Below are 24,964 nucleotides of genomic sequence, written 5' to 3'. Positions count from 1 at the left end.
CCTAGAAGCTGTAAATCAGCCCGACGCCAAGCATCTGCTTGAATTGTACTTTTGGCCCAACAATAACCTGCTCGCCATTGATTTCTTCTTTGGCCTTGATGTCGTGGTCGTAAATTAAGTGAGTATTGATGTTTGCACGTACGTATTTGTTGACGATAAAATCCAGCTGTACTTGCCAGTCCACGTCAATATTTCCGAAATTATTGATGTAATCAGTATAAAGATTCAGCTTGTTTTCAAAATTTATATTCTTGAAAAGTTCTTTTTTATAACCGCTGGTAAAAAGGAAACCAAGCTCTGTTCGGGAGTTTTTTCCTTCGGAAATCATTGCCCCCGTCACTTCATCATAAACGGCTTTATCAACCCCGAATGCTCCTTGGTCGGCCAATCTTTGATCCAAAACCAAAGTGTTTTTTAAGGTAAGTGGCGAAATATACAATTGCAGGTTTTTCTTTTTGTTATTGTATTCGGCTCCCACCCCAAGGAAAGTATAGGCTGGAGCAAAAGGTTTCGAAATCGCCAGATCTGTATTTGGATAGGCATAACCACTTGTGAATTGCGTGTTGAAATTGAATTTCGCACTATGAAACCAATTCGAAGTAGTATCTCTTCTGTAACCAAAAGTGGAATTGAATTGGAAAGCATCGTCAGTTTTTCTTAATTCGACACCATCTTGCTTGCTAACGCCATAACGGACAATCAATTCGTTAAGCCATTTTACATTTCCGTTTTCATATTTTCGGGTAAACGTACCTTTTAAAAGTCCTGAAATAGCGCTGTTTCCACCCGCACTCCAATTGACAAAAGCAATTTCGTTTAAGTCAAATCCTATGACATTTTTCTTTTCCCAGTGCGTCACTTTTTTGACTATTGCCGAATCTAGCTTTTTGGATTGGATAGTATCTACCGACTGAGCGATAGAATTGATAGAAAAAAGTAAGAATAACCCTAAGGTTAGTGAAGATAATCTCATAACAGGCGCATTAAATTTAAGGAATATGCAAAAATCAGTAATTTTGGCAGTTTTCAAAAATTATTTGCAGGTTTTTTGAATCTATTTTACTAAAACGTTGTAGTTGGTCAATCGTTCCATGCTCGATAAATTCATCAGGAATTCCTAAAATTTGTATCCTTTTTGTATAGTTGTGGAATGCGGCAAATTCAGTTATGGTACTTCCGAAACCGCCCTTTGCCACTCCATCTTCGAGGGTGATAATAGTTTCGTATTTCTTAAAGATAGCATGCAGAAGTTCCTCGTCTAAAGGCTTGACAAAAGGGAAATCATAATGAGAAAAATCTTCAGGATTCGCTATGCCAGCCAAAGCAGGTATGACGTTATTGCCGATGAATCCGTTAGAAAGTATGGCGATTTTCTTCCCTTCTTTCAATAATCTACCTTTTCCGATGGCAATTTTTTCAAAAGGTCTTTTCCAATCTACGATGACGCCACGGCCTCTAGGATAACGAATAGCAATCGGATGATTCAATCCTAACTGTGCCGTATATAAAATATTTCGCAAGCCGATTTCGTTCATCGGCGAATAGATAATCAGGTTCGGAACACAGCGTAAGTAAGCCAGGTCAAAAACACCATGATGTGTGGCTCCGTCTTCACCAACTAATCCCGCTCGGTCCAAGCAAAAAATGACAGGAAGATTTTGAAGTGCCACATCGTGGATGACCTGATCATAAGCTCGCTGCAAAAACGTTGAATAAATATTGCAATAAACAATCATTCCCTGTGTTGCCATTCCTGCAGCCAAAGTCACGGCATGCTGTTCTGCAATTCCTACATCAAACGCGCGCTTCGGAAAAGCATCCATCATAAACTTAAGCGAACTTCCCGAAGGCATCGCAGGCGTAATACCAACAATTTTCTGATTCTTTTCCGCCAATTCCAATAAAGTCAGTCCAAAGACATCTTGAAATTTAGGAGGTAGGTTTTCTTCTGATTTTAAGATAATCTCTCCCGTCAGTTTGTCAAATTTGCCAGGAGCATGGTATTTTACCTGATCTTTTTCGGCCTGTTCCAAACCCTTGCCTTTAGTAGTAATGATATGTAGGAATTTAGGGCCTTTTATACTTTTAAGTCTTTTCAGTTCTTTAATAACCGCAAAAATATCATGTCCGTCGATGGGTCCTGAATAATCAAAATTCAATGACTTTATCATGTTGTTTTCACGGGGATTTTTTCCTTGTTTTACAGCTGTCAGGTAGTTTTTTAAAGCACCTACGCTCGGATCAATTCCGATGGCGTTATCGTTTAAGATGACTAATAAATTGGCATCGGTTACCCCGGCATGATTTAATCCTTCAAACGCCATTCCTGAAGCAATCGACGCATCGCCTACAACAGCAATATGGTTTTTGGCAACATCACCATTTAGATTGGAAGCAATCGCCATTCCTAGGGCTGCAGAAATTGCTGTAGAAGAATGCCCTACACCAAAAGTATCATAAATACTTTCGCTCCTTTTTGGAAAGCCAGAAATGCCACCCCATTGCCTGTTTGTATCAAAATTATCTTTTCTGCCGGTAAGAATTTTATGTCCGTACGCTTGATGTCCGACATCCCATACCAATAAATCGTCAGGCGTATTAAAAACATAATGAAGCGCAATCGTCAATTCAATAACACCCAAACTGGCGCCTAGATGTCCTTCCTTGACAGAAACAATATCGATTATAAAATCACGTAGTTCTCTGGCGAGAGTAGGTAATTCCGATTCTGTCAGCTTTCTTAGATCTTCGGGAGAATTTATATTTTGAAGGATGGCTTTGCTCATTTCTAGATTAAAAATCAAATTTACGATATTGTTTTCTATTTTTGGACTATGGAAAATACCTACACCGACGAATATTTCATGAAAAAAGCGCTACAAGAAGCGGAGATTGCTTTTGAAAAAGGCGAAATTCCTGTTGGAGCGATTATTGTCGTTGAGAATCGCGTCATTGCGAGGAGCCATAATCTTACGGAAATGCTGAACGATGTTACGGCTCATGCCGAAATGCAGTCGATTACAGCAGCTGCCAATTTTTTGGGAGGGAAATACCTTAAAAACTGTACGCTCTATGTTACCTTGGAACCTTGTCAGATGTGTGCTGGAGCCTTGTATTGGAGCCAGATTTCAAAAATTGTTTTCGGTGCCAGAGACGAACAAAGAGGATTCATGGCTTTGGGCACAAAACTGCATCCAAAAACAATCGTAGAATATGGCGTTTTAGAAGCAGAAGCTTCTAGTTTGATGAAGCGTTTTTTTCTGGAAAAACGTAAATAGTCCTCTGTTTTAAGAAGAAAATCAAAACGTAATTTTTCTTACTAAAAATTTAAAAAATTAATCCTATATTTATTACAATAAAGACGAGCCATATTCAGTTATGGTGAAATGTCACTAAGGACAAAACCTACGTTCAACTTCTAATCAATCATTTTATGAAAACTGGAAAATTAATGCTGTTGGTTTCAGTATTTTTTTTGTTAAATGCATGTAAAAAATCTTCGCCTGAAGATTTTGATTCTGATTTTTCGCTTTATCGTGATTATGTTACCAGTTTTTCATCGGGAATGATTTCCGCAAATTCTGATATTCAGGTCGGACTGGCATTCTCGAAAGCAGAATGGAAACCAAATCAAGAATTGGACGAGGATATCTTTGATATTTCTCCTAGTGTAGACGGAAAAGTTGTCGTACTGCCGAATAATATTTTGGCTTTTCAGCCGAAGAAAAAGCTTAAGCAGAACGAGCAATACCAAGTGACCTTACATCTTGATAAGCTTATTGAAGTCCCAAAAGAACTTGCTGACTTTAAATTTACGGTGAAGACTATCGAGCAGGATTTTAAAATAGAAACCCAAGACTTGCAATCCTATACGAAAGACACACAATTCTTAAATGTACTTCTGAAAACTGCCGATAACATGGACTTGACTACAGCCAAAAAACTTGTTTCAGCCCAGCAGAACGGAAAAGAACTTCCGATAAAATTTAATGAATCGGTCAAATCGGCAACAGAATTTTCTTTTGTCATCGACCAGATTCAAAGAGGAACAGAAGACAGCAAGATTATCATCAAATGGGATGGGAGCAATGCTGATATAAACCAAAAAGGAGAGAAAGAATTTGCGATTCCAGGCAAAAATAACTTTACAATTGTTGACGTAAAAATTGGCGATGAAAACAATCAGTCGGTTCATATTAATTTTTCAGATCCTTTAAAGAAAAGCCAAGATTTTAGCGGTCTTGTGGCGCTCGAAACAGCCAATAATCTACGTTATGCTGTCGATGGTAATGTCTTGAAAGTTTTTTCAGATGTTGCGTTAGATGGCAAATTACTGCTAGAGGTTTTCCAAGGAATTGAAAATACAGACGGCTTTAAGATGAAGAAAAGTTATGCCGCAAAAATCACCTTTGAACAAATCAAGCCAGAAGTGCGATTTGTGAAAAGCGGTACGATTCTGCCAAGTTCCAATAACTTAAAAGTAAATTTTGAAGCCGCGAACTTGAAAAAAGTAGATGTAAAAGTATTCCGCATTTTTGAAAATAACGTACTTCAGTTCTTGCAAGACAACGAATTGAATGGCAATTACGATTTAAGAAAAGTAGCTCTTCCAGTCGCTAAAAAAACATTGGAATTAACGACCAACAAACTAGCCAATTATAAAAAATGGAATACCTATTCTTTGGACTTGTCTACGTTAATCAAGCCAGAGCAGGGTGCTATTTATCGCGTAGAGTTTTCCATCAAAAAAGCCTATTCTCTATATACTTGCGATACTCCTACGGAAGAAGAACCAGCGGAAGAAGAAGACCAAGAACCAGAAGATTTTTCTACGTATGATTCTTATGATTATGACTATTATGACTATGATTATGACTGGAACGAAAGAGAAAATCCGTGCCATAAGTCCTACTATTCTAACAATAAAGTAGCTACAAACATATTGGCTACCGATTTGGGTGTCATCGTAAAACGAGGCGAAAACGGTTCCTATTTCTTTGCAGTGAATAATATCGTAACGACAGAGCCGGTTTCAGGAGCAACGGTAGACTTATACAATTACCAGAAGCAAAAATTAGCTTCTTACAGCACGAATGGTGAAGGCGTTGTCAACTTCAGTATCGATAAAAAAGCCTTTTTTGCCATTATCAAAAAAGATAAAAATACAACCTATATCAAGCTAGACGATGGAAATTCCCAATCGGTCAGCAATTTTAATGTCGATGGCGAAGCGCTTCAAAAAGGACTGAAAGGTTTTATTTATGGAGAACGAGGCGTTTGGCGTCCGGGTGATACGATCTATTTATCGTTCCTTCTGAATGATAATTCTAGCCGATTGCCAAATACCCATCCGATCAAGCTGAAATTGTCTGATCCGAATGGAAAAGTAGTATATCAAAAAGTCCAAAAATATTCGGATAAGAACCACTATAAATTTGCTTTCAAGACGCAGCCAAATGCACCGACAGGCAATTATGAAGCAGTTGTTTCTGTTGGCGGTGCTCGTTTCTATAAATCTGTAAAGATTGAAACCATCAAGCCAAACCGATTGAGAATCAAAAATGGTTTTGAAGGGAAAATGCTTTCGGCCTTTCATAAAAATGATGCTAGGGTAGATGTAGCCTGGTTGCACGGTGCCATTGCAAAAGACTTGAAATTAGAAATGCAGGCGAAATTTACGCAACAACCAACAACATTCAAAAACTACAGCAAGTATGTTTTTGATGATCCTTCCCGTAAGTTTTCTACAGAAGAAGTAAATATCTATTCTGGAAAAATTGACGAAACCGGAAAAGCCAACGTAAGCATCCAGCCAAGATTGCAATCACAAGCACCGGGAATGCTGAAAGCTGCTTTCATCACAAAAGTCTATGAAAACGGAGGGGATTTTAGTACCGATGTAATTACAGCGACCTATTCTCCGTTTCAAACCTATGTTGGAGTAAAAGCTCCAGAACCAAACAAATATGGCATGCTGGAAACAGGAAAAAGCAATGCTTTTGATGTAGTTACGGTAGATGAAAACGGAAGGCCGAAATCGGTCAGAAATTTAGAAGTAAGAGTCTATAAAGTAGAATGGCGCTGGTGGTGGGACGCTACAGATGATTTGTCAAACTACAGCAGTTCAACAACCAATACGCCTTTTTATTCTCAAGTAGTAAATACCGATGGTTCAGGAAAAGCCCGTTTTCAATTCAAGACAGACGAAGACGAATGGGGACGTTATTTGGTTAGAGTAACAGATCCGAATGGCGGACATTCTGCTGGAGAAACCGTAATGATAGACTGGCCGATCTGGTCTGGGAAAACAAGAAATTCAACTGGAGCTGAGGCAAAAATGCTAGTCTTTTCTTCCAATAAGGAAAAATACAACGTGGGCGAAAAAGCTATCGTTTCGTTCCCGTCAAGCGAAGGCGGCCGTGCTTTGATTTCTCTTGAAAATGGTTCGAAAGTAGTTGAAACGTTATGGGCAGAAACTAAAAAAGGAGAAACGCAGGTGGAAATTCCGATTACCGCTAAAATGGCTCCGAATGTATACATTCACATTACGTTATTGCAACCGCATGCTTCAACGAAAAATGATTCGCCGATTCGTTTGTACGGAATTATTCCGATAGAAGTAGTCGATAAAAATACGATTCTAGAACCGCAGATAGCCATGCCGAATGTTCTAAAGCCAGAACAGAAAACAACAATAAAAGTAAGCGAGAAGAACGGCAAGGCCATGACCTATACGATTGCGATTGTCGATGAAGGATTGTTGGATTTAACGAGATTCAAGACTCCGAATGCGTGGAATAGTTTCTATTCTCGCGAAGCCTTGGGCGTAAAAACTTGGGATATTTATGATGATGTAATTGGAGCTTATGGCGGTAAAGTAAATCAGATTTTTAGTATTGGAGGTGATGAAGATTTAGGCGGCGGAGCGGCTAAAAAGGCCAACCGATTTAAGCCGGTCGTGATTTATCTCGGACCATTCGCATTAGCTAAAGGACAGACAAAAGCCCATGAAATTACCCTTCCAAAATATGTCGGATCTGTTAGGACGATGGTAGTAGCTGGTGATGCCAAAACCAGCGCTTATGGTAGCGTTGAGAAAGCAACTCCGGTCAGAAATCCTTTGATGATTTTGGCATCATTGCCAAGAAAGGTTTCTCCAGGAGAAAAAGTAACCTTGCCGGTGACTGTGTTTGCGATGGAAAAACATGTCAAAAATGTTTCCCTGCAGCTAAAAACAAACAACGGTTTCCGTGTAATCGGAGCTTCAAAACAAGCGATGCCTTTTGCACAGCCTGATGAAAAAATTGCCTACTTTGATTTGGAAGTTGGAGATCTGACGGGCATAGGAAAAGTAACTGTTGTTGCCACTTCTGGAAAAGAAAAAGCAAGTTTTGATGTTGAATTGGATATCTTGAACCCAAATCCGGTAACGCAAGATTATAAAGAACTCGTATTGGAACCAAATAGTTCAGGTACGATTAATTGGAATGCTTTTGGAGTTGCAGGAACAAACACGGCTAAGCTTGAAGTTTCAGCATTCCCATCTATGGATTTCAATAAGCGTCTGGATTACCTGATTCAATATCCGCATGGATGTCTGGAACAGACAACGTCTAGCGTTTTCCCGCAATTGTATTTGGCCGATATAGCTGATGTCGATGCGACTCGTAAAGCCAAAATCCAAAAAAATATAACAGCAGGAATTCAAAAATTAGCACAATTTCAGCTGGCAAATGGTGGCTTTGCGTATTGGCAAGGAAACCAAACGCCAGACGATTGGAGCACGACTTATGTGGGACACTTTTTAATTGAAGCCGAAAGAAAAGGCTACGCGCTTCCGGCAAATCTAAAAAAACAATGGATTGCCTATCAATCGAAAACAGCCAAACAATGGCGTTATAACGAAGGTTATCGTAATGATTTCCCACAGTCGTATCGATTGTATGCTTTGGCCTTGGCAGGTTCTCCAGATTTGTCTTCGATGAACCGATTGAGAGAAACGTCTGGAATTTCAAATGAAACTAAGTTAAGGCTGGCAGCGACTTATGCCTTGGCTGGACAGAAAAATGTTGGAATGATATTGCTAAGCCAAAGCAGCATAGACGAAGAAACACAATACGGTTATTACTATTATTATGGCTCGAGCGAAAGAAATCGCGCCATGGCATTAGAAACATTATTGCTGCTAGGACGAAAAGGTGAAGCATTTACGATGGCGAACAAATTAGCAAAACAAATGTCATCAAATCAATGGATGTCAACACAGACTACGGCCTATTGCTTGTATGCTATGTCGAAATTCGCACAGCAAAATGGAACAAAAGGCATTGACGTAAGCTTCACAAGCAAAGGAAAATCACAAGCTATCAAGACCGCAAAAACATTTGCCGACAGAACATTGCAGGTTTCAGGCAGCGGAAATTCCGTAACAGTTAAGAACAACAAGAACACGACGCTTTATGTAAAAGTGATTACCAGTGGTATTCTTCCAATCGGACAGGAACAAACCGAACAAAGAGGACTTGCTACCGATATTGTTTTCCGAGATAGAAAAGGGAATGCCATTAACGTAGCTTCTTTGGCACAAGGCACTGAATTTGTTGCTGAAGTCACAGTTTCCAATACCAAAGGCGAATCTGTCGAGAATGTTGCATTGACGCAGATCATTCCGTCAGGCTGGGAAATCGTCAATACGCGTTTCACCGATTATGGAAGTTTTGCCGACAACAAGGTCGATTATACAGACATTCGCGATGACCGTACTAATTTCTATTTTACGTTGAAATCGAATGAAACCAAAACGTTCAAGATTCTTCTGAATGCCTCGTATCTTGGGAAATATTATCTTCCGGGCGTGCAATGCGAAGCCATGTATGACAACTCTTATTATGCGAGAACGCGAGGACAATGGGTCAATGTCGTAAAATAAATTTCCGCTCAATAAAATGTTTTTGGAAGGGGAATTATATAATGAAGTAAGAATTGAAGAGTAAAATAAAAGCGTTTCTAAAACGCATTATTGATAAAATAAAACGCAATCCGAAGAAATCCATTTTTTTCGGATTGCTTTTAATTGCCTATTATTTCTGCCTGCCAAGAACGCTTTTCGAGCAACCTTATTCAACGGTTATCGAAAGCGAAGAAGGCGAACTCTTAGGTGCTAAAATAGCTCGTGACGGACAATGGCGATTTCCAGCTCAAGATTCCATACCCGAAAAATTCAAAAAATGTATTGTCTATTTTGAAGACGAACATTTCTACCAGCATCCCGGATTCAATCCTGTCGCGATGATAAAAGCCGTAAAGCAAAATCACGAAGCAGGAAAAGTGGTACGTGGCGGAAGTACGCTGACACAACAAGTCATCCGACTTTCCAGAGAGGGAAAAAAACGAAGCTATTTTGAAAAACTCATCGAATTGGTTTTGGCGACGCGTTTGGAATTTCGCTATTCTAAAGAAAAAATCATTGAATTGTATGCCGCGCATGCTCCTTATGGTGGTAATGTCGTGGGTTTAGAAATGGCTTCTTGGCGTTATTTTGGCGTACAGCCGCACCAATTATCATGGGCCGAAACCGCAACTTTGGCGGTACTTCCAAATGCTCCAAGCCTGATTTATCCTGGTAAAAATCAACAACGACTTTTGAATAAGCGCAATGGGCTGCTCAAAAAACTATATGAGGAAAAAGTAATTGACAAGACGACTTACGAACTTTCTATATTGGAAGACTTGCCGCAAAAACCCTATGATTTGCCGCAAATTGCGCCGCATTTGCTACAGAATGTTGCCAAAAAGGAAGAAGGACAACGAATCAAGACAACAGTCAAATTTGCGTTGCAAAATAGGGTAAATCAAATCGCAGGACAATACTACAATCAATACCGACAGTCTGAAATTTACAATCTTGCGATTATTGTTGTAGATGTAGAAACAAGAAATATTATCAGCTATGTTGGGAATTCGCCGACGGATAAAGACCATCAAAAAGATGTCGATATTATTACGGCGCCAAGAAGTACAGGAAGCATCTTAAAGCCGTTTTTATACGCTTCTATGCTCGATGCTGGCGAAATATTGCCGAATACTTTGGTTCCGGATATTCCGACGCAGATTGCGGGCTATAGTCCTAAAAATTTCGATTTGACGTATGATGGAGCTGTTCCGGCACATCGAGCCTTGTCGCGGTCGCTGAATATTCCGTCGGTTTTAATGCTGAGAGACCATGGCGTTTATCGATTTTATGACCAATTGCAGCAGTTTAAATTGCGGGATATTAACAAACACCCGAACCATTACGGGCTTTCCCTGATTCTCGGCGGCGCAGAAAGCAACCTTTGGGATTTGACAAAAACCTACGCAGGACTGACTTCTACCGTGAATTATTTTACGACACATTCTGCAAAATATCGTACCAATGAATTTACAGAATTGAATTGGACGTTAGGCAAGGAAGTGGATTTTGGAAAAGAATCGTATGACAAGAAAAATTTAGGAGCAGGATCGATTTGGCTGACTTATAATGCCATGAAAGAAGTCAATAGGCCAGAAGGAGACGAAGCTTGGAAGTTCTACGATTCTTCGCTAGAAATCGCTTGGAAAACAGGTACAAGTTTCGGAAATCGTGACGGCTGGGCCATCGGCACTAATTCGAGATATGTCGTAGGCGTGTGGGTTGGAAATGCTTCTGGAGAAGGAAGACCTTCTTTGACCGGCGTTGGAAGCGCGGCGCCTATTTTGTTTGATGTATTTAATTTATTGCCACGAAAAAAATGGTTTGCAACTCCGTATGATGATTTGGAAGAAGCCGAAGTCTGCCAATTGAGTGGCCATATAGGTGGAGAAAACTGTCCAAAAATCAAACAATGGATTCCGCTAAAAAGCAAGCAGACTACCGTTTGTCCGTATCATAAAATGATACATTTGGATGCTTCGCAACAGTTTCAGGTGAATAGCAATTGCGAGGATGTAGACAAAATGGTGACAAAGCCTTGGTTTGTTTTGCCTCCCGTAATGGAACTGTATTACAAGACCAAACATATCGATTATGTTTCATTACCATCGTTTCGAGCAGATTGCTTAGGAGCATCGTCTTATTCGATGGATTTTATTTATCCGAAGGAAAACGGAAAGGTCTATCTGACCAAAAACTTTAATGGAGAAATACAGCCGTTTGTATTAAAAGTGGCCCATTCCGACGAAAGAGCAAAACTATTCTGGTATCTGAATGATAAGTTTTTAGGAACCACGCAGACGTTCCACGAAATGTCTGTAGAAGCAAAAACTGGAAAATATTATATTACAGTTACAGATGAAGCAGGCAATGAAATCAGCAGAAGAATCGAGATTGTTCGAGAATAAATCTTCGAATGATTTTTAAAGCAAAATGGCAGATAAAAAAGATGGTCAAAAAAATTCTCTCCGTATCGTAAAAAAATGTATCTTCCAGCGATATTTTTTTATCAATGAAATCAAATAATTTATGGTTTACTTCAGACCATCACTTCGGTCACAAAAATGTTATCGAATTTTCTAAACGTCCTTTTCAAAATGTTGAAGAAATGAATTTTGAAATGATTCAGCGTTGGAACCAAAAAGTGAAACAAGACGATATTGTATATCACATCGGTGACTTTGGATTAACTTCCCGTTCAAAGTTGAAAGAAATTTTATCTCAATTAAATGGTAAAATTCATTTAGTTACTGGAAATCACGAAACTTCTGCAAGAGAATGTGCAGAGTACTTTGAATCAATTCAAGATTATTGCGAGCTCATTATTGAGGATGTTGATGCGTTTAAAGGTCAAAGACTGCTCGTCCTTTTCCATTATGCAATGCGAGTATGGAATGCAAGTCATTATGGCTCTTGGCATTTATATGGGCACACTCACGGGGAATTGCCAGATGATAATACTTCATTGTCTTTTGATGTGGGTGTGGATTGTCATAATTTTTACCCAATTTCTTACCAGGAAGTAAAAGGAATTATGTCTAAGAAAAATTGGACTCCACCTTTCGCTCCACGTGAAAATAAATAAATCCTTTTGCTAAAATAATCGAAAATTTGAGCATAAAAAAACCGCCAATCTCACGAAAGGCGGTTTTTTATTTAATCTCTAATTTCATTTCCATGTTTGTCATAGAAATGGTATTCTAAAAACGTGTAAGCGTCACGAGGTATTATTTTCACCCACTTTTTATGTTCAAAAAACCATTTTGAACGTAATGATGGAAAACCTTTAGTAAGGTATGCTGCCACAAAAGGATGTGCATTAAGCACTACTTTTTTATGGGCTTTCAATAGTCGTTCGACATCTGAAGAAATCTTATCGACAATCAGGATTGGAGCTTCAATTTCCCCATTTTCATTGTTAGGATCTTCTTCTCTGGTCTTGATATTTACTTCAGGTCGTACTCTTTGCCGCGTAATCTGGATCAATCCAAATTTGCTAGGCGGCAAGATTTTGTGTTTGGCTTTATCATCGCTCATTTCTTCTCTCAAGAAATCGTAAAGGACTTTACGGTTTTCTGGATTGGACATATCAATAAAATCGACAACGATGATGCCGCCCATATCTCTCAGGCGGAGTTGTCTTGCCACTTCTGCAGCGGCGATGAGGTTTACTTCCAAGGCAGTATCTTCTTGGTTAGAAGCTTTGTTAGAGCGGTTTCCGCTATTGACGTCGATGACGTGCAACGCTTCAGTATGCTCAATTATCAAATAAGCTCCTTTGCTCATCGATACTGTTTTTCCGAAGGAAGTCTTGATCTGTCTCTCTATGTTATATTTTTCGAAGATAGGCGTGTCTTTTGATTGATAAAACTTCACTATTGATTGTTTTGAAGGTGCAATTTCTTGCAGATAATCCTTCGTTTCGTTGTACAACTCTTCATCATCAATGTGAATACCGGTAAAGGTATCATTAAATACGTCTCTTAAAATTGAAGAAGCTCTGTTGAGTTCTCCTAATATTTTTGACGGATGATGAGCAGTTGGTAATTTTTTACACATTGCAGTCCATCTGCTGAGCAGATTCTGCAAATCTTTGTCTAGTTCGGCTACTTTTTTGCCTTCTGCTACTGTTCTCACAATAACACCGAATCCTTTTGGACGGATTGATTGTACTAAGCGTTTAAGACGATCTTTTTCTTCTTTGGATTCTATTTTTTGTGATATAGAAACTCTATCAGAAAAAGGAACGAGAACAATAAATCGACCGGCAAGAGAAAGCTCAGAGCTGATTCTTGGGCCTTTTGTCGATATAGGTTCTTTGACGACTTGTACTAAAATGGACTGGTTGGCACTAATTACATCAGTGATAACGCCATCTTTGTCAATCTCTTTTTCAAAAGGAAAGCTTTTTAGGGAGAAATCTTTTATTTTACCTGCGCTTACAAGTTTGATGAATTTCAATTGGGAAGCTAAATTTGGGCCTAAATCGTGATAATGCAAAAAGGCATCTTTTTCGAAGCCTACATTTACAAAAGCAGCATTTAATCCCGCAACGGGCTTTCTGATTTTGGCAATAAAAATATCGCCGACCTGAAAGTTGCTTTTTTCTTCTTCCTTGTGTAATTCAACTAGTTTTCCATCTTTTAATAAGGCAAAATCTACGGCTTCCGAACCAGATCGGATGATCAGTTCTTTATTCACACTGTAAATTTTTATCTGTTTTTTCAGAAAATAGAATATAGAGAGAAGAGTATAGATTTAAAAACCTAAAATCTAAAATCCAAAATCTAAAATCTTATTTACAGATGGATTAAACAATTATTTAACAGGTATTGTACCCGGAGAAAATAGTCTTGAGAAGAAAAAACCAAGGGTTAAGAAGCTTAGCCCTTGTCTTTGTTCTATTCTCTTAATCAGTCTATTTTCAAATTTCAATGAACTATTGTAAATATTCTTAAAAAAGAAAAAAGTAGTCAGACTACTTTTTCTTCTTGTGACGGTTAGCTCTCGCTCTCTTTTTACGTTTGTGAGTCGCTACCTTATGTCTTTTTCTCTTTTTACCACTTGGCATATTTTGAAAATTTAGTGATTAATAAATTAGTTTACTTTTGCTTCAGTATTCGTTTTAACTCCTTCAACAAAAACCTTTGCTGGTTTGAATGCAGGAATATTGTGTGCAGGAATTTTAATTGTAGTGTTTTTTGAGATATTTCTACCTGTTTTTTCAGCTCTTGTTTTGATGATGAAACTACCAAAACCTCTTAAGTAAACATTATCACCAGTTTCCAAAGAGTTTTTTACTTCGTCCATAAAAGACTCAACTGTTGCTTGAACGTCTCCTTTTTCAAGACCTAATTTTTCTGAAATTTTCGCAACGATATCTGCTTTCGTCATTTTCTTTCTTATTTTAAATTTATTGTGTAAAATTTTGAGGTTGCAAATATATGAATTAAAAAAACAATATTTCAACCATAAACGATTAAAATTTAATAACATAAACTTTTACTTTTGCTAACCAATTTTATCTGATGAATTTTTCTAACTTGTTAATCCAATGGTATTTACAAAATAAGCGTGATTTGCCTTGGCGAAACACGGTCAATCCATATCATATTTGGCTGTCGGAAATTATGCTCCAACAGACACGTGTTGCGCAAGGATTGCCTTATTTTTTATCATTTACCGCTTCATTTCCAACTGTTTTTGATTTGGCGAATGCTGATGAAGAGCAGGTGCTGAAACTTTGGCAAGGATTAGGCTACTATTCTAGAGCGAGAAACCTTCATAATACCGCAAAATATGTGGCTTTTGAATTGGATGGAATTTTTCCGGGTAACTATAAGGATTTGCTACAGTTAAAAGGAGTAGGAGAGTATACGGCCGCGGCTATCGCTTCTTTTTCGTATAATGAAGTAGTTCCTGTAGTTGATGGAAATGTTTTCAGGGTCTTGTCAAGATATTTTGATATTGAAACAGATATCGCTTCCAGCGGCGCAAAAAAAGAATTTACGGAATTGGCCGCTGCGTTGATTCCAAAAGACAAGCCGGCGCTATTTAACCAAGCGATTATGGAATTCGGTGCATTGCAATGCGTTCCTAAAAATCCAGACTGCGAAATATGTGTCTTGAATTCAGGTTGCTTGGCTTTGCAGAAGCATAAAGTAAACCAGCTTCCGGTTAAGTTGAAAAAGACCAAAGTGAGAAATCGTTATTTTAATTATTTGGTTTTTTCTGACGATAACGAGCAGTATGTTTTAAGAAAAAGAACCGAAAAAGGGATATGGCATAATTTATATGAGTTTCCTCTTATTGAAACCGAATCTGAAGTCGATTTTGATGAAATTTCAAAATTGATTTCTGATAAATATGGCTCAAAATTTGAAATCTTGTCAATAAAGCCGTTAAATAATGAGAGTATCTTGCATAAATTATCACATCAGCATTTGTATATACGTTTTTTAAGGGTGCAAATTCAAGGTGTGGCTGAAAATGCAATATCTTATGAATCAATGATTTCTTTTCCATTTCCGATAGTAATTCACAATTTTATTGAAAAAGATTTGCTTTGATAAGCCAAATTTGATAGAAATTATTATATTTGAAGGTTTCTACTAACTCCCCACGAAAAATGAATGGTACGTTAAATAAAGTGATTTTGATAGGACATTTAGGCGATGATGTCAAAATGCACTATTTTGAAGGCGGTAACTGCATCGGCAGATTTCCCCTTGCAACAAATGAGATTTACATAAACAAGCAAACTAACGAAAAGATTGCTTCTACCGAATGGCATAATCTCGTTGTTCGTAACAAAGCCGCCGAAATCTGCGAAAAATATCTGTCAAAAGGAGACAAGATATATGTTGAAGGAAGGATAAAATCCCGTCAATGGCAGACTGAAGAAGGCATTACAAAATACACCACAGAAATTCAGGTAACTGAATTTACTTTCTTGACCACAAAGAAAGATATTGATGCTGGAAAACAAGGATCTTCAGTTGATGTAAAATCTGCTAATTTTGATTCAAGCTCCCAAGAAGAAGATCTTCAATACTAATAATGTTTAGGAAAAGTATAGCACTTTTAATTTCTGGATTTATTGTCGTTTCGGTATTTAGCTGCCAAAACGATACAGTTCCAAAGCCTGCTGGCCAGTTAAGGCTGGAATATCCTATGGCTGAATACGTGCATTTTGAAAATAATTGCCCTTTTACATTTGATATGAACGAGGATGCTGTTATTTCAGATAAGGGAACTTGTAATTTTACGATCAGCTATCCTAAAATGAAAGCTACCATTTATCTGACGTACAAGCCGGTAAAAAATGATATCGAAGCGCATTTAAGAGATGCCCAGACTCTGACTTACAAGCATACAATTAAGGCAGATGATATAATGGAGCAGCCTTTCATAAATGAAAAGAATAAAGTGTATGGTATGTTTTATAAGGTAGGAGGTAATGCGGCTACTAATGCGCTGTTTTATGCTACTGACAGTACCAGGCATTTTGTGACGGGTTCGGTGTATTTTTATGCAAAGCCCAACTTTGATTCGATAATGCCTGCTTCGAGTTATGTCAAGAATGACATGCAGGTCTTGATGGAAACCTTACGATGGAAACAATAAAAAAAGAGAACCAATTTGGTTCTCTTTTTATTTGTATATGGGCTAAGACTTAAGCGCTTTTTGCTTTTTTCTCATCAGCTGAGCAAGATTTTTTTCCTGAGCAGCATCCGCCAGCTTTTGCATCTTTTGATTTCTCATCGTGGCAAGAAGCTTTTTTGTCGTCTTTTTTCTTTTTCTCTTTTTCCTTTTCTTTCTCTTTGTAAAGCATTGCTTTATCACCAGACGATTTTACGTTTGAAACTTTATAGGTTTCACCGCCTGCAACAGCTTCTACTGTTTCTACTAATGTTTCTGGAGTCTGTTTTGCCGCGTCATAAGCTACGGTTGCTATTTTTTTCTCGAAGTCAACTTTAGCCTCTTGCACTCCATCAAGGCTGGCCAGTTTTTTCTCGATTGTTTTTGCGCATCCTACAGCACAAGACATGCCATCAATTTGAAAGCTTGCTGTTTGAAGATTGGCAGCAGTTGTTTTTTCAGCTGTTGAATCTTTTGCAGTTTCTGTTGGTTCTCCAGTTTCTGTTGCTTTTGGCTCGTTCTTGCAGCTAACAAACATGATTCCAGAGAGTGCAAGGACTAATAATGATTTTGAGAAATTCATAGTATTGTGTTTAAAATTTGAATTAACAATTCCTTTGACTTATAAAGGTTTACAAAATTAATAAAAAAAGAAACCTGAAATTCATTAAAATAGCAGAATTTTGGGCAACAAAATAATAGCTATGAAAGCAATCCAGTCCAAATGGTTTTTCTTGATTTTTCTTTCCTTGATTTGGGGAAGTTCTTTTATCCTTATAAAAAGAGGTTTGGTTGGATTGACACCTTTTCAATTGGGGTCGCTGCGCATGATTTTTGCTGCTGTTTTTTTGCTGTCTGTTGGCTTTAGAAGCCTAAAGAATATCAAACAGCATCAATGGAAATATATCGCTTTGACTGCCATGATGGGGACTTTTTTTCCGGCTTATCTTTTTTCCATTGCTCAAACCCAGATTGACAGTTCGATCAGTGCTATCTTAAATTCGTTGACACCATTGGGGACTCTTGTTTTAGGTGCCTTGGTTTTTGGACTGAGTTTTCAAAGGAGGCAGGTTTTCGGCGTTATAATTGGTTTGCTTGGAAGCGCTTTGCTAATCTTAAACGGCGCGGTTAATCATCCCGGACAGAATTATTGGTTTGCTACTTTGGCAATCTGTGGCGCAATCTGCTATGCTATTAATGTAAACTTGATTAAAAAATATCTTTCAGATCTGAATCCGTTAAGTATTACAGTCGGCAATTTTACGGTTCTACTGATTCCGGCTTTTATTATTTTGTGCTGTTCGAATTTCTTTGAAGTGGCGCATCTTCCGAACGTAAAAACATCAATGCTTTTTGTCGGAGTCTTGGCAATTTTTGGGACCTGCGTTGCGAATGTGATTTATTTTAAGCTGATACAGATTTCATCGCCAATTTTTGCTTCTTCAGTTACGTATATGCTGCCAATAGTGGCTTGCGTTTGGGGAATTTTAGATGGCGAGAGCCTGACTTTGGTTCAAGCTTTGGGCGCTTTTATTGTATTGATTGGAGTTTATCTGTCGGCTAGGAAATAGTTAAATAAAAAAAGGCTGTCAGAAATGACAGCCTTTACTTTTTATGCTTGAGTTCGATTATTTGAAATCTGTCTCAGAAACACCTTCGTTGATTTTTACATCAGAAGCTGTTAATTCGATTTCGATACCAACGTTCAAAACTGTTTTGAAAGGAACTTTCACGCCTTTTACATCTTTGTAGTCAGAGAATGTAACTACTTGCGTCATTTGCTGTCCTTGTGCTTCTTCAACGTTTGATTCTGCAATTTTCAATCCTGTTTTTACATCGTAGAAAAGCGTCTTTTTGCCGTCTTTAATCGCATAGGCGTCTTTTCCGTCAATTGATTCGATTCCGGATAATGTGATTCCTGGTTTTGAAGCCAAAGTCAATTCTGGGAAAGGAGCAGCGTAGAATTTAGCATCAGCAATTTTAGCCGCATCGTAGTCTTGTTTTTGACCTTGAGCAGACTCGTATCCTTTTGTTCCGTCAAAAACTTCTTTGCTCAATGTTTGTCCCATGCCTGTAACTTCGTCGGCTTTTTTACCGCTAGCAGAAGATTTTCTAGTCATAGTTACTGCAATTCCTTGAACATTTCCAGTTAAAGTAGAGAATACAGTTTTTACTGCTTTTGCGTTTTTATCACCACCGATAGCTTTGATGTAGTTTTCAAAAACTGTTTTAGCAGTTACTCCAGCAGGAACTTCTTTTTTTGCAACTGGTTTTTCTATCGGGTTTCCGAATTTGTCAAAATAGAACATCGGGATTCCTAATTTTTCAAGACCTGGCAATACTTCGCTTCCTTTTCCTGTAATTACAACTCTTGTGTTGTCAGCAAGGAAGTATTTGTTTGCTACTCTCATGATATCATCAGCAGTTACTGCATTGATGTTTTTGATGTAGTTTTCGTAGAAATCAGCTGGAAGGCCTTGTGTTTTAGTCAATAAAGCATAACGTGCTACAGTTCCAGGCTTTTGGATCTGCATTACGAAATTTCCAACATACCCCGCTTTTACGTTTTTCAACATATCTGGAGCTACTTTCTCCGTTCTGATTCTTTTCAATTCTTTGAAGAATTCAACTACAGCACTGTCTGTTACAGCATTTCTAACTTGAGTATTCGATTTGAATTTCCCAACATATTTGTCACCGCGAATGCTAGAGCGAGCACCGTAAGTCCATCCGTGAGCCTCTCTCAAGTTCATGTTAAGGTAGCTGTTGAAATCTCCTCCAATAACTTGGTTTGCCAAAAGAACTGCGAAATAATCTTTATCAGTCATTTTTAGGTTAGAAACATTTACCAAAGCAATTTCTGATTGAACTGCATTAGGCATGTCTACAAAGTTGATCTGAGTGTATTGAACGTCTTTTGGATCTGAGTAAGTCACTGCAGGAGCGCTTGCTTTTTTCCATGAACCGAAATATTTTTCAACTGCTTTCTTAACGTCTTTGAATTTTACATCTCCAATAACAACTAGGTATGCATTTGCAGGCACGTAGTAGGTATTGTAGTTTAAGATAGCGTCGTTTAAAGTTACTTTGTTGATTCCTTCTTCTGTAAGGTATTCTCCGTTTGGATGGTTTTTTCCATATACCAAAACGTCCTCAACTCTTGAAGCTACAGCTTGAACGCTTTTCTCTTGCGTTTTAAGACCTTCAATAAGTTTTGCTTTTTCTTTGTCGAATTCTTCTTGAGTGAAAACAGAATTTAGGGCTCCGTCGGCCATCAATTCAAGGATTCTGTCAGAATATTTAGAAAGTCCAGAAGCATAAGCTCCGTTAGAGCTAAATCCAATGTTCGCTCCTAAAAAGTCAACTTCTTCGTTGAAAACGTCTTTAGACATTTTTTTAGTACCGCTTCCGATCAATGCGCTTGTGATGTCAGCAACTCCTTTTTTGTCGCCTTCTGCATAAGGAGCATTGTCTAATGTCAGGTTATAAGAAACTCTTGGAAGCTTGTTGTTTTCGACAACCATTACTTTCAATCCGTTTTTCAATTCAAAAGTCTCAGGTTTCCCGATATTGATAACTGGAGCTGGACCTGGTTTTGGCTGTGGTCTGTCTTGTGCTTGCATAATTACTGTTAAAAACAAGCTTGATAAAATGAATATTGTTTTTTTCATGATGTATATCTTAGTTTTGAGCTTTGTCTTTTGCTGGTACGTAATCCAAAATCAATCTTTGGTTTGGGTTCAAGTATTTTTTTGCAACGTCTCTGATTTCTTCACGAGTGATAGAACGATAGATTTCGTTCTCTGTGTTGATCAAGTTGATGTCGCCATAAAGCAAATAGTATGTAGCTAGATTTTCGGCAATTCCTTCAACAGAAGAGTTGCTGTTTACATATTGATTCTCAAATTTGTTTTGCAATTTTTGGAAATCTTTCTCAGAAATCAATTCAGTCTGAAGTTTTGTGACTTCTTCATCAATTTCTTTAGTAAGGCTTTCAAGCGTAGCATCTCCCATAGGCAGACCGTAGATGAAGTAAACGCCGTAGTCTTCTTGGCTGTAGTTGAATGCGCCAATTTCTAGAGCCATTTTCTTTTGGTCAACGATTTTTTTGTACAATCTAGAACTTTTTCCATCGCTCAAGATAGAAGAAATCATATCCAAAACTTTCGCATCACGAGTTTTCATTGATGGCGTTCTGTAAGCAGTTACCAACATCGGAAGCTGAATGTTCGGGTCTTCGTATGTTGCCTTGATAGGTTGAGTGATCGGGTCTTCCGTAAAAGTTTGTTTTGTAAGATCAGTTTTTCCTTTTGGAATTGAACCGAAATATTGTTTTACCCATTTAATTGTTTGAGCATAATCAATATCACCTGCTACAACAAGAACTGCGTTGTTAGGAACGTAGAATTTTTTGTTGAAAGCTTGGAATTCTTCTAAAGTAGCTGCATCAAGGTGTTCCATAGAACCGATTGGAGCCCAACGGTAAGGGTGTTTCTTGAACATGTTTTGTTTTACGGCTGTAAAAAGATTTCCGTATGGCTGATTGTCAACACGAAGTCTTTTTTCTTCCTTAACAACTTCATTCTGAGTGTCAACGCCAATCTGGTTGATTACAGGGTGCATTAATCTTTCAGATTCCATCCACAATCCTAGCTCAAGGCTGTTTGAAGGGAAAATTTCATAGTAGTACGTTCTGTCGTCAGAAGTATTTGCGTTATTGGTACCGCCGTTTCCTGAAACGATTTTGAACCATTCTCCACGACCGATATTTTTTGTTCCTTCAAATAAAAGGTGTTCAAAAAAGTGAGCAAAACCAGTTCTTTCAGGGTTTTCATCTTTTGCACCCACGTGATACATTACAGACGTAATTACAACTGGAGCTGATTTGTCTTGATGCAAGATAACATGAAGACCATTTTCTAGTGTATATTCTTCAAAAGCTACTTTTTGAGCTGAAGCGACACTTCCGAGCATGAGAACTGAACCCAAAGCCATTAATGATTTTTTCATAACGATTAATAATTTGTTATTGATTTTGACATTTGTATGTCAAATGTGTGTTTTGTTACGCCAAATGTAACTTTTTTTCAAGATTTTTTTAAGAAAAGATAACTTTTTAACGGGACTAAATCCGTACTTTTCAGGATTATCCTTCAAAAGCGCTTCTTTTGAGGCTAAAAGTCTGTCTTTTTGAAGGTTGAAATTTTTTTCTCCGTGAGAATTGCAGGATTAATATTTAATTGTATATTTGCATCCTTAAAAATTAACTAAACATCATTGTTATGTACGCAATCGTAGAGATAGCAGGGCAACAATTTAAAGTAAGCAAAGACTTAAAGGTTTATGTTCACCGTTTGGCTGACAAAGAAGGAGATGCAATTTCTTTTGCAAAAGTTCTTTTGTTGGATGATAACGGAACAATCACTTTAGGCGCCCCGGCTGTAGAAGGTGCTTCTGTAGAAGCCAAAGTGTTACAACACTTAAAAGGAGATAAAGTAATCGTTTTCAAAAAGAAAAGAAGAAAAGGTTACAAAAAGAGAAACGGACACCGTCAGTATTTGACTCAAATCCAAATCTCTGGAATTACTGCTCCAGGTGCAAAAAAAGTTGCTGCTAAAAAAGAAGCTGCTCCTGCAACTGAAGAAACAGTAGAAGCTCCAAAGAAAAAAGTTGCTAAGGCTAAAAAAGAAGAAACTCAAGAATAATTAACATTTAAAACTAATACGTCATGGCTCATAAGAAAGGTGTCGGTAGTTCCAAGAATGGTAGAGAATCAGAATCGAAACGTTTAGGTGTTAAGATTTATGGTGGTCAAGCTGCAATCGCTGGGAACATCATCGTTAGACAAAGAGGTTCTAAACACAATCCAGGAGAAAACGTTTACATGGGTAAAGATCATACTTTACATGCAAAAGTTGATGGAGTTGTTAAGTTCCAAAAGAAATCAGATAACAAATCTTTCGTTTCTGTTGTTCCATTTGAAGCATAAGAACAAGATTTTTGATATTAAAAAGCCCATTCGAAAGAATGGGCTTTTTGTTTTGTTGTTCTTTTTTATTCGACTTTAGCTTTCTCTAAAGTATTGTTATAGCCTTCTTTCATATCTTCTTTGGCCTTTTTTGCTCCTTCTTTAATATCTTCAGAAGTTTCTTTTATGCCATCTTTTGTAGCTTCCCAAGCACTTTTCGCTTTGTCTACAGCCGCTTGAGCAATTCTTTCGGCTTCTTTATCGCCTTTTGCTTTTGCTTCGGCTAATTTCTTTTCGGCTTCATCCAGATTCGCTTTTGCTTTTTCGCTTAATTCGAGATCCAGATTGCTTTTGGTTGTCGTTGTTGTTACGGTTGTATTGCCATCACCATCTGTGGTTGTAACAGTTTCTTCTTTTTTGCAGGATGTAGCGAGCAACATACCGCCTATCGCTACCGTAAAAATTAGTTTTTTCATAAGGTTATAATTTAGTTTTTATAAAAATAACAAAAAAACGATAAGATGAAATAAATTTCACGAAATTCTTATTGGCCTAAGAATAGATAATCCTGAAAGGAACTATGTTTATTGCTCGGTTTTCAATCATCAACTTTAAATCTTCGCTCAAGAAATACCATTCTTCTTCATTATAATATTCCTTGTCTTTTCGTTCAAGATATATGTCGATGGTAGGCGTGTAGCCCACGTTGCTGTCTAAGCTGGTCTGTATGCCGTTTTTTACATCGACTCTAGTAATGGCATCGCCAAAATGATTCTTGCAAAGAATGATGATATCTTGACGCGTTACGACTCTTTGATTGGAAACCAGATTTTCTCGATACGCATAGATTTTTTCCGAATTCGAAAGTTCGTCTTTTCCGCCTTGGGTAGTGGATAAGAACATAATGTTGTCTCTTTCAAAATCAGAACCTTTATGCGAAACCAATCTTGAAAACGTATTGATTTTATTAGCACTTTCTCCGTTTGTCGTCCAATATTTGGCAAATAGGGTGCCTTTATTGGTATTGCTCGCTGTATTCAGGATTAAGTAAGGATTGTTGATATTCTGCATGCCAACCTGCGACATCTTATTCCTAAAACGCGAAATGATTTGGTTGATTTCTTTCAGGTTATTGTCCGTAAAATCGTGGCCAAGCCTAGAAAAAGCTGCCGCTTCATCACGAATCAGATCAATTAAATAGTTGATTTCTTCAGTCGCGTTTCTCTCGTCAAAACGAGCTATTCCACCAAATCTGAGATACGCATAATCATTGTCGCCTTTTTCATCATCATTTTTGATTACATCGAATTCCTTGTTCTTGTCGTCTGCCACTGAAAAAAGTTCTAGAAAAAACTCTTCATTCAGATGTAAAGGATAAATGTTCAGCAGGCTTTTGATGTTTCCTTGAACTTCATTTAGTTTTTTATTGATGACCGGAAAGCAGTTATTGGCACAAAAAACTTCAGAAAGTATGTCTTTTCCGATTACGTTAGGAAACTCGACACGAATCCAGATCAGCTTTTCATCGGCCATAACTTTCAGATCTTCTGCAGGGATAAAACTGCTGAGTTCCGGTGGTATGGAGTAATGACTGTCGCCGATATTGATGATGTCTTTTATCGTGATGAAATTCTTTCTGTAATAATCATTCGTGTGTTCTTGAGTCCTTTCAATATGATAAAATTCTTCCTGAATCAATTCACCATAATTGTTGTCATACTTTTCGTCATTATTGTATCCTTGGACCGTCATTAGCTGATGGTCACCCAAATACCATTTTGCTCTTGGCAGGAAGTGGAAAAAAGTATTGCGGTCATGAATGTTTTTCAAATAAAAATAAAACATCAGGTCTTTGATTATTCCGTCACCTTGATGTTTCAGTCCAAGCCAAATGGTTCCGTGAGGAGCAGGCTTTATATAATTATTGCTGCTTACGGTTTCCCTGAATTGCTCTTTTACGACCTGTTGTACGCCGTTTGGAAGTATTACGTAATTGAGCTTATTGCGGTTTAATTTTACAGGTTTTGTAGGCCCGAAAAAATAATTCTTTATTATATTTTCGGTAGGATTGTAAGGATTTGCTTCCTTTTTTTGGAAATAAAACTGATGGTAATCGTTCAAAGTCACTTCATTTTCTACAGGATAAGCTCTTACAATGGCGCGTGCTGGAGTGGCTTTTGCCGAAGCTGTCGGAGTCAAGATGTCTACCAAACGCTCGGTAATTCTTCTTCGGCTAGAAAAAACTTCATTGGAAATTTTCTCCAATTCTTTGGCGCAGACATCAAAAAGCAGGTTAACGATCGGGTCAAAGACGTTTTCCAGCTCCACATCGGAATAGCCCCATTGTTTGGCGGCGCGCTTGAGTAATCGGTCTTTAATTTGGTCTTTTGATAATTGGTTCATCG

At 37.9% G+C, this 24,964-nt stretch carries 19 protein-coding genes; 10 read left to right on the top strand and 9 right to left on the bottom strand.

Annotated features, from left to right (window positions below; translation table 11 throughout):
• Position 1: 1 nt before the first annotated feature.
• Both OLM56_RS02000 and OLM56_RS01995 read right to left on the bottom strand, forming a co-directional pair.
• Positions 2 to 973 (bottom strand): DUF3078 domain-containing protein, encoded by a 972-nt coding sequence (locus tag OLM56_RS02000; RefSeq protein ID WP_121375392.1) that lies wholly within the window; start codon positions 971 to 973, stop codon positions 2 to 4.
• Between the two features lie 34 nt (positions 974 to 1,007).
• Positions 1,008 to 2,786 (bottom strand): 1-deoxy-D-xylulose-5-phosphate synthase, encoded by a 1,779-nt coding sequence (locus OLM56_RS01995; protein ID WP_264528138.1) that lies wholly within the window; start codon positions 2,784 to 2,786, stop codon positions 1,008 to 1,010.
• 48 nt (positions 2,787 to 2,834) lie between these two features.
• Between OLM56_RS01995 and OLM56_RS01990 the strand changes: the two genes are divergently transcribed.
• From OLM56_RS01990 to OLM56_RS01975, 4 genes are all read left to right on the top strand, one after another.
• A complete protein-coding gene (locus tag OLM56_RS01990) occupies positions 2,835 to 3,278 on the top strand; it encodes a nucleoside deaminase (RefSeq protein ID WP_121375390.1) in 444 nt (147 codons plus the stop codon).
• A gap of 155 nt (positions 3,279 to 3,433) precedes the next feature.
• On the top strand, positions 3,434 to 8,929 hold the full coding sequence (locus OLM56_RS01985) for an alpha-2-macroglobulin family protein (RefSeq protein WP_264528137.1): 5,496 nt from the start codon (positions 3,434 to 3,436) through the stop codon (positions 8,927 to 8,929).
• A 53-nt stretch (positions 8,930 to 8,982) separates the two neighbouring features.
• Positions 8,983 to 11,358 (top strand): penicillin-binding protein 1C, encoded by a 2,376-nt coding sequence (gene pbpC / locus OLM56_RS01980; protein ID WP_264528136.1) that lies wholly within the window; start codon positions 8,983 to 8,985, stop codon positions 11,356 to 11,358.
• Positions 11,359 to 11,462: 104 nt separating this feature from the next.
• Entirely contained in the window at positions 11,463 to 12,035 is a 573-nt protein-coding gene (locus OLM56_RS01975) for a metallophosphoesterase family protein (RefSeq protein ID WP_264528135.1), read from the top strand.
• A 71-nt stretch (positions 12,036 to 12,106) separates the two neighbouring features.
• On the opposite strand, the gene OLM56_RS01970 is transcribed toward OLM56_RS01975, so the two are convergent.
• Positions 12,107 to 13,651: an Rne/Rng family ribonuclease gene (locus OLM56_RS01970; protein WP_121375387.1), complete on the bottom strand. Its 1,545-nt coding sequence runs from the start codon at positions 13,649 to 13,651 to the stop codon at positions 12,107 to 12,109.
• Between the two features lie 396 nt (positions 13,652 to 14,047).
• A complete protein-coding gene (locus OLM56_RS01965) occupies positions 14,048 to 14,446 on the bottom strand; it encodes an HU family DNA-binding protein (protein ID WP_262671438.1) in 399 nt (132 codons plus the stop codon).
• A 32-nt stretch (positions 14,447 to 14,478) separates the two neighbouring features.
• Here OLM56_RS01965 and mutY point away from each other — a divergent pair, with 32 nt between their 5' ends.
• The 3 genes from mutY to gldD are packed head-to-tail and all read left to right on the top strand — an operon-like array spanning position 14,479 to position 16,576.
• Positions 14,479 to 15,519, top strand: a complete 1,041-nt coding sequence (gene mutY, locus OLM56_RS01960; RefSeq protein ID WP_264528134.1) for an A/G-specific adenine glycosylase — start codon at positions 14,479 to 14,481, stop codon at positions 15,517 to 15,519.
• A gap of 59 nt (positions 15,520 to 15,578) precedes the next feature.
• Positions 15,579 to 16,007, top strand: a complete 429-nt coding sequence (locus tag OLM56_RS01955) for a single-stranded DNA-binding protein (protein WP_121375385.1) — start codon at positions 15,579 to 15,581, stop codon at positions 16,005 to 16,007.
• Positions 16,008 to 16,009: 2 nt separating this feature from the next.
• A complete protein-coding gene (gldD, locus tag OLM56_RS01950; protein WP_121375384.1) occupies positions 16,010 to 16,576 on the top strand; it encodes a gliding motility lipoprotein GldD in 567 nt (188 codons plus the stop codon).
• A 49-nt stretch (positions 16,577 to 16,625) separates the two neighbouring features.
• Here the strand turns inward: gldD and OLM56_RS01945 are convergent, their stop codons facing one another.
• Positions 16,626 to 17,174, bottom strand: a complete 549-nt coding sequence (locus tag OLM56_RS01945; protein ID WP_264528133.1) for a heavy-metal-associated domain-containing protein — start codon at positions 17,172 to 17,174, stop codon at positions 16,626 to 16,628.
• Between the two features lie 121 nt (positions 17,175 to 17,295).
• Between OLM56_RS01945 and OLM56_RS01940 the strand changes: the two genes are divergently transcribed.
• Positions 17,296 to 18,162 (top strand): DMT family transporter, encoded by an 867-nt coding sequence (locus OLM56_RS01940; RefSeq protein ID WP_264528132.1) that lies wholly within the window; start codon positions 17,296 to 17,298, stop codon positions 18,160 to 18,162.
• 57 nt (positions 18,163 to 18,219) lie between these two features.
• On the opposite strand, the gene OLM56_RS01935 is transcribed toward OLM56_RS01940, so the two are convergent.
• Entirely contained in the window at positions 18,220 to 20,262 is a 2,043-nt protein-coding gene (locus tag OLM56_RS01935; RefSeq protein ID WP_264528131.1) for a M16 family metallopeptidase, read from the bottom strand.
• A 10-nt stretch (positions 20,263 to 20,272) separates the two neighbouring features.
• Complete coding sequence (locus OLM56_RS01930) at positions 20,273 to 21,601, bottom strand: M16 family metallopeptidase (protein ID WP_121375380.1); 1,329 nt, start codon at positions 21,599 to 21,601, stop codon at positions 20,273 to 20,275.
• Between the two features lie 272 nt (positions 21,602 to 21,873).
• Here OLM56_RS01930 and rplU point away from each other — a divergent pair, with 272 nt between their 5' ends.
• Positions 21,874 to 22,296 carry a 50S ribosomal protein L21 gene (gene rplU / locus OLM56_RS01925; protein WP_264528130.1) on the top strand — a complete coding sequence of 141 codons (423 nt, stop codon included), beginning with the start codon at positions 21,874 to 21,876 and terminating at the stop codon, positions 22,294 to 22,296.
• 23 nt (positions 22,297 to 22,319) lie between these two features.
• Positions 22,320 to 22,580, top strand: a complete 261-nt coding sequence (rpmA, locus tag OLM56_RS01920; RefSeq protein ID WP_056067915.1) for a 50S ribosomal protein L27 — start codon at positions 22,320 to 22,322, stop codon at positions 22,578 to 22,580.
• A gap of 65 nt (positions 22,581 to 22,645) precedes the next feature.
• Here rpmA and OLM56_RS01915 read toward each other — a convergent pair whose 3' ends face one another.
• Both OLM56_RS01915 and OLM56_RS01910 read right to left on the bottom strand, forming a co-directional pair.
• On the bottom strand, positions 22,646 to 23,035 hold the full coding sequence (locus OLM56_RS01915; RefSeq protein WP_264528129.1) for a hypothetical protein: 390 nt from the start codon (positions 23,033 to 23,035) through the stop codon (positions 22,646 to 22,648).
• Positions 23,036 to 23,111: 76 nt separating this feature from the next.
• On the bottom strand, positions 23,112 to 24,962 hold the full coding sequence (locus tag OLM56_RS01910) for a type VI secretion system baseplate subunit TssF (RefSeq protein ID WP_121375377.1): 1,851 nt from the start codon (positions 24,960 to 24,962) through the stop codon (positions 23,112 to 23,114).
• Positions 24,963 to 24,964 lie beyond the last annotated feature (2 nt).

The sequence above is a fragment of the Flavobacterium sp. N2550 genome, assembly GCF_025947265.1.
Lineage (GTDB): Bacteria > Bacteroidota > Bacteroidia > Flavobacteriales > Flavobacteriaceae > Flavobacterium > Flavobacterium endophyticum.
Note: the sequence above shows the minus strand (reverse complement) of the source record. Positions and strands in the feature narration are given on the sequence as shown.

Bases quoted from the DNA above. Each gene is read 5' to 3' on its own strand.
- OLM56_RS02000 (WP_121375392.1), bottom strand. From the start codon at position 973: ATGAGATTATCTTCACTAACCTTAGGGTTATTCTTACTTTTTTCTATC.
- OLM56_RS01995 (WP_264528138.1), bottom strand. From the start codon at position 2,786: ATGAGCAAAGCCATCCTTCAAAATATAAATTCTCCCGAAGATCTAAGA.
- OLM56_RS01990 (WP_121375390.1), top strand. From the start codon at position 2,835: ATGGAAAATACCTACACCGACGAATATTTCATGAAAAAAGCGCTACAA.
- OLM56_RS01985 (WP_264528137.1), top strand. From the start codon at position 3,434: ATGAAAACTGGAAAATTAATGCTGTTGGTTTCAGTATTTTTTTTGTTA.
- OLM56_RS01975 (WP_264528135.1), top strand. From the start codon at position 11,463: ATGAAATCAAATAATTTATGGTTTACTTCAGACCATCACTTCGGTCAC.
- OLM56_RS01965 (WP_262671438.1), bottom strand. From the start codon at position 14,446: ATGTTATTAAATTTTAATCGTTTATGGTTGAAATATTGTTTTTTTAAT.
- mutY (WP_264528134.1), top strand. From the start codon at position 14,479: ATGAATTTTTCTAACTTGTTAATCCAATGGTATTTACAAAATAAGCGT.
- OLM56_RS01955 (WP_121375385.1), top strand. From the start codon at position 15,579: ATGAATGGTACGTTAAATAAAGTGATTTTGATAGGACATTTAGGCGAT.
- gldD (WP_121375384.1), top strand. From the start codon at position 16,010: ATGTTTAGGAAAAGTATAGCACTTTTAATTTCTGGATTTATTGTCGTT.
- OLM56_RS01945 (WP_264528133.1), bottom strand. From the start codon at position 17,174: ATGAATTTCTCAAAATCATTATTAGTCCTTGCACTCTCTGGAATCATG.
- OLM56_RS01940 (WP_264528132.1), top strand. From the start codon at position 17,296: ATGAAAGCAATCCAGTCCAAATGGTTTTTCTTGATTTTTCTTTCCTTG.
- OLM56_RS01935 (WP_264528131.1), bottom strand. From the start codon at position 20,262: ATGAAAAAAACAATATTCATTTTATCAAGCTTGTTTTTAACAGTAATT.
- OLM56_RS01930 (WP_121375380.1), bottom strand. From the start codon at position 21,601: ATGAAAAAATCATTAATGGCTTTGGGTTCAGTTCTCATGCTCGGAAGT.
- rplU (WP_264528130.1), top strand. From the start codon at position 21,874: ATGTACGCAATCGTAGAGATAGCAGGGCAACAATTTAAAGTAAGCAAA.
- rpmA (WP_056067915.1), top strand. From the start codon at position 22,320: ATGGCTCATAAGAAAGGTGTCGGTAGTTCCAAGAATGGTAGAGAATCA.
- OLM56_RS01915 (WP_264528129.1), bottom strand. From the start codon at position 23,035: ATGAAAAAACTAATTTTTACGGTAGCGATAGGCGGTATGTTGCTCGCT.
- OLM56_RS01910 (WP_121375377.1), bottom strand. From the start codon at position 24,962: ATGAACCAATTATCAAAAGACCAAATTAAAGACCGATTACTCAAGCGC.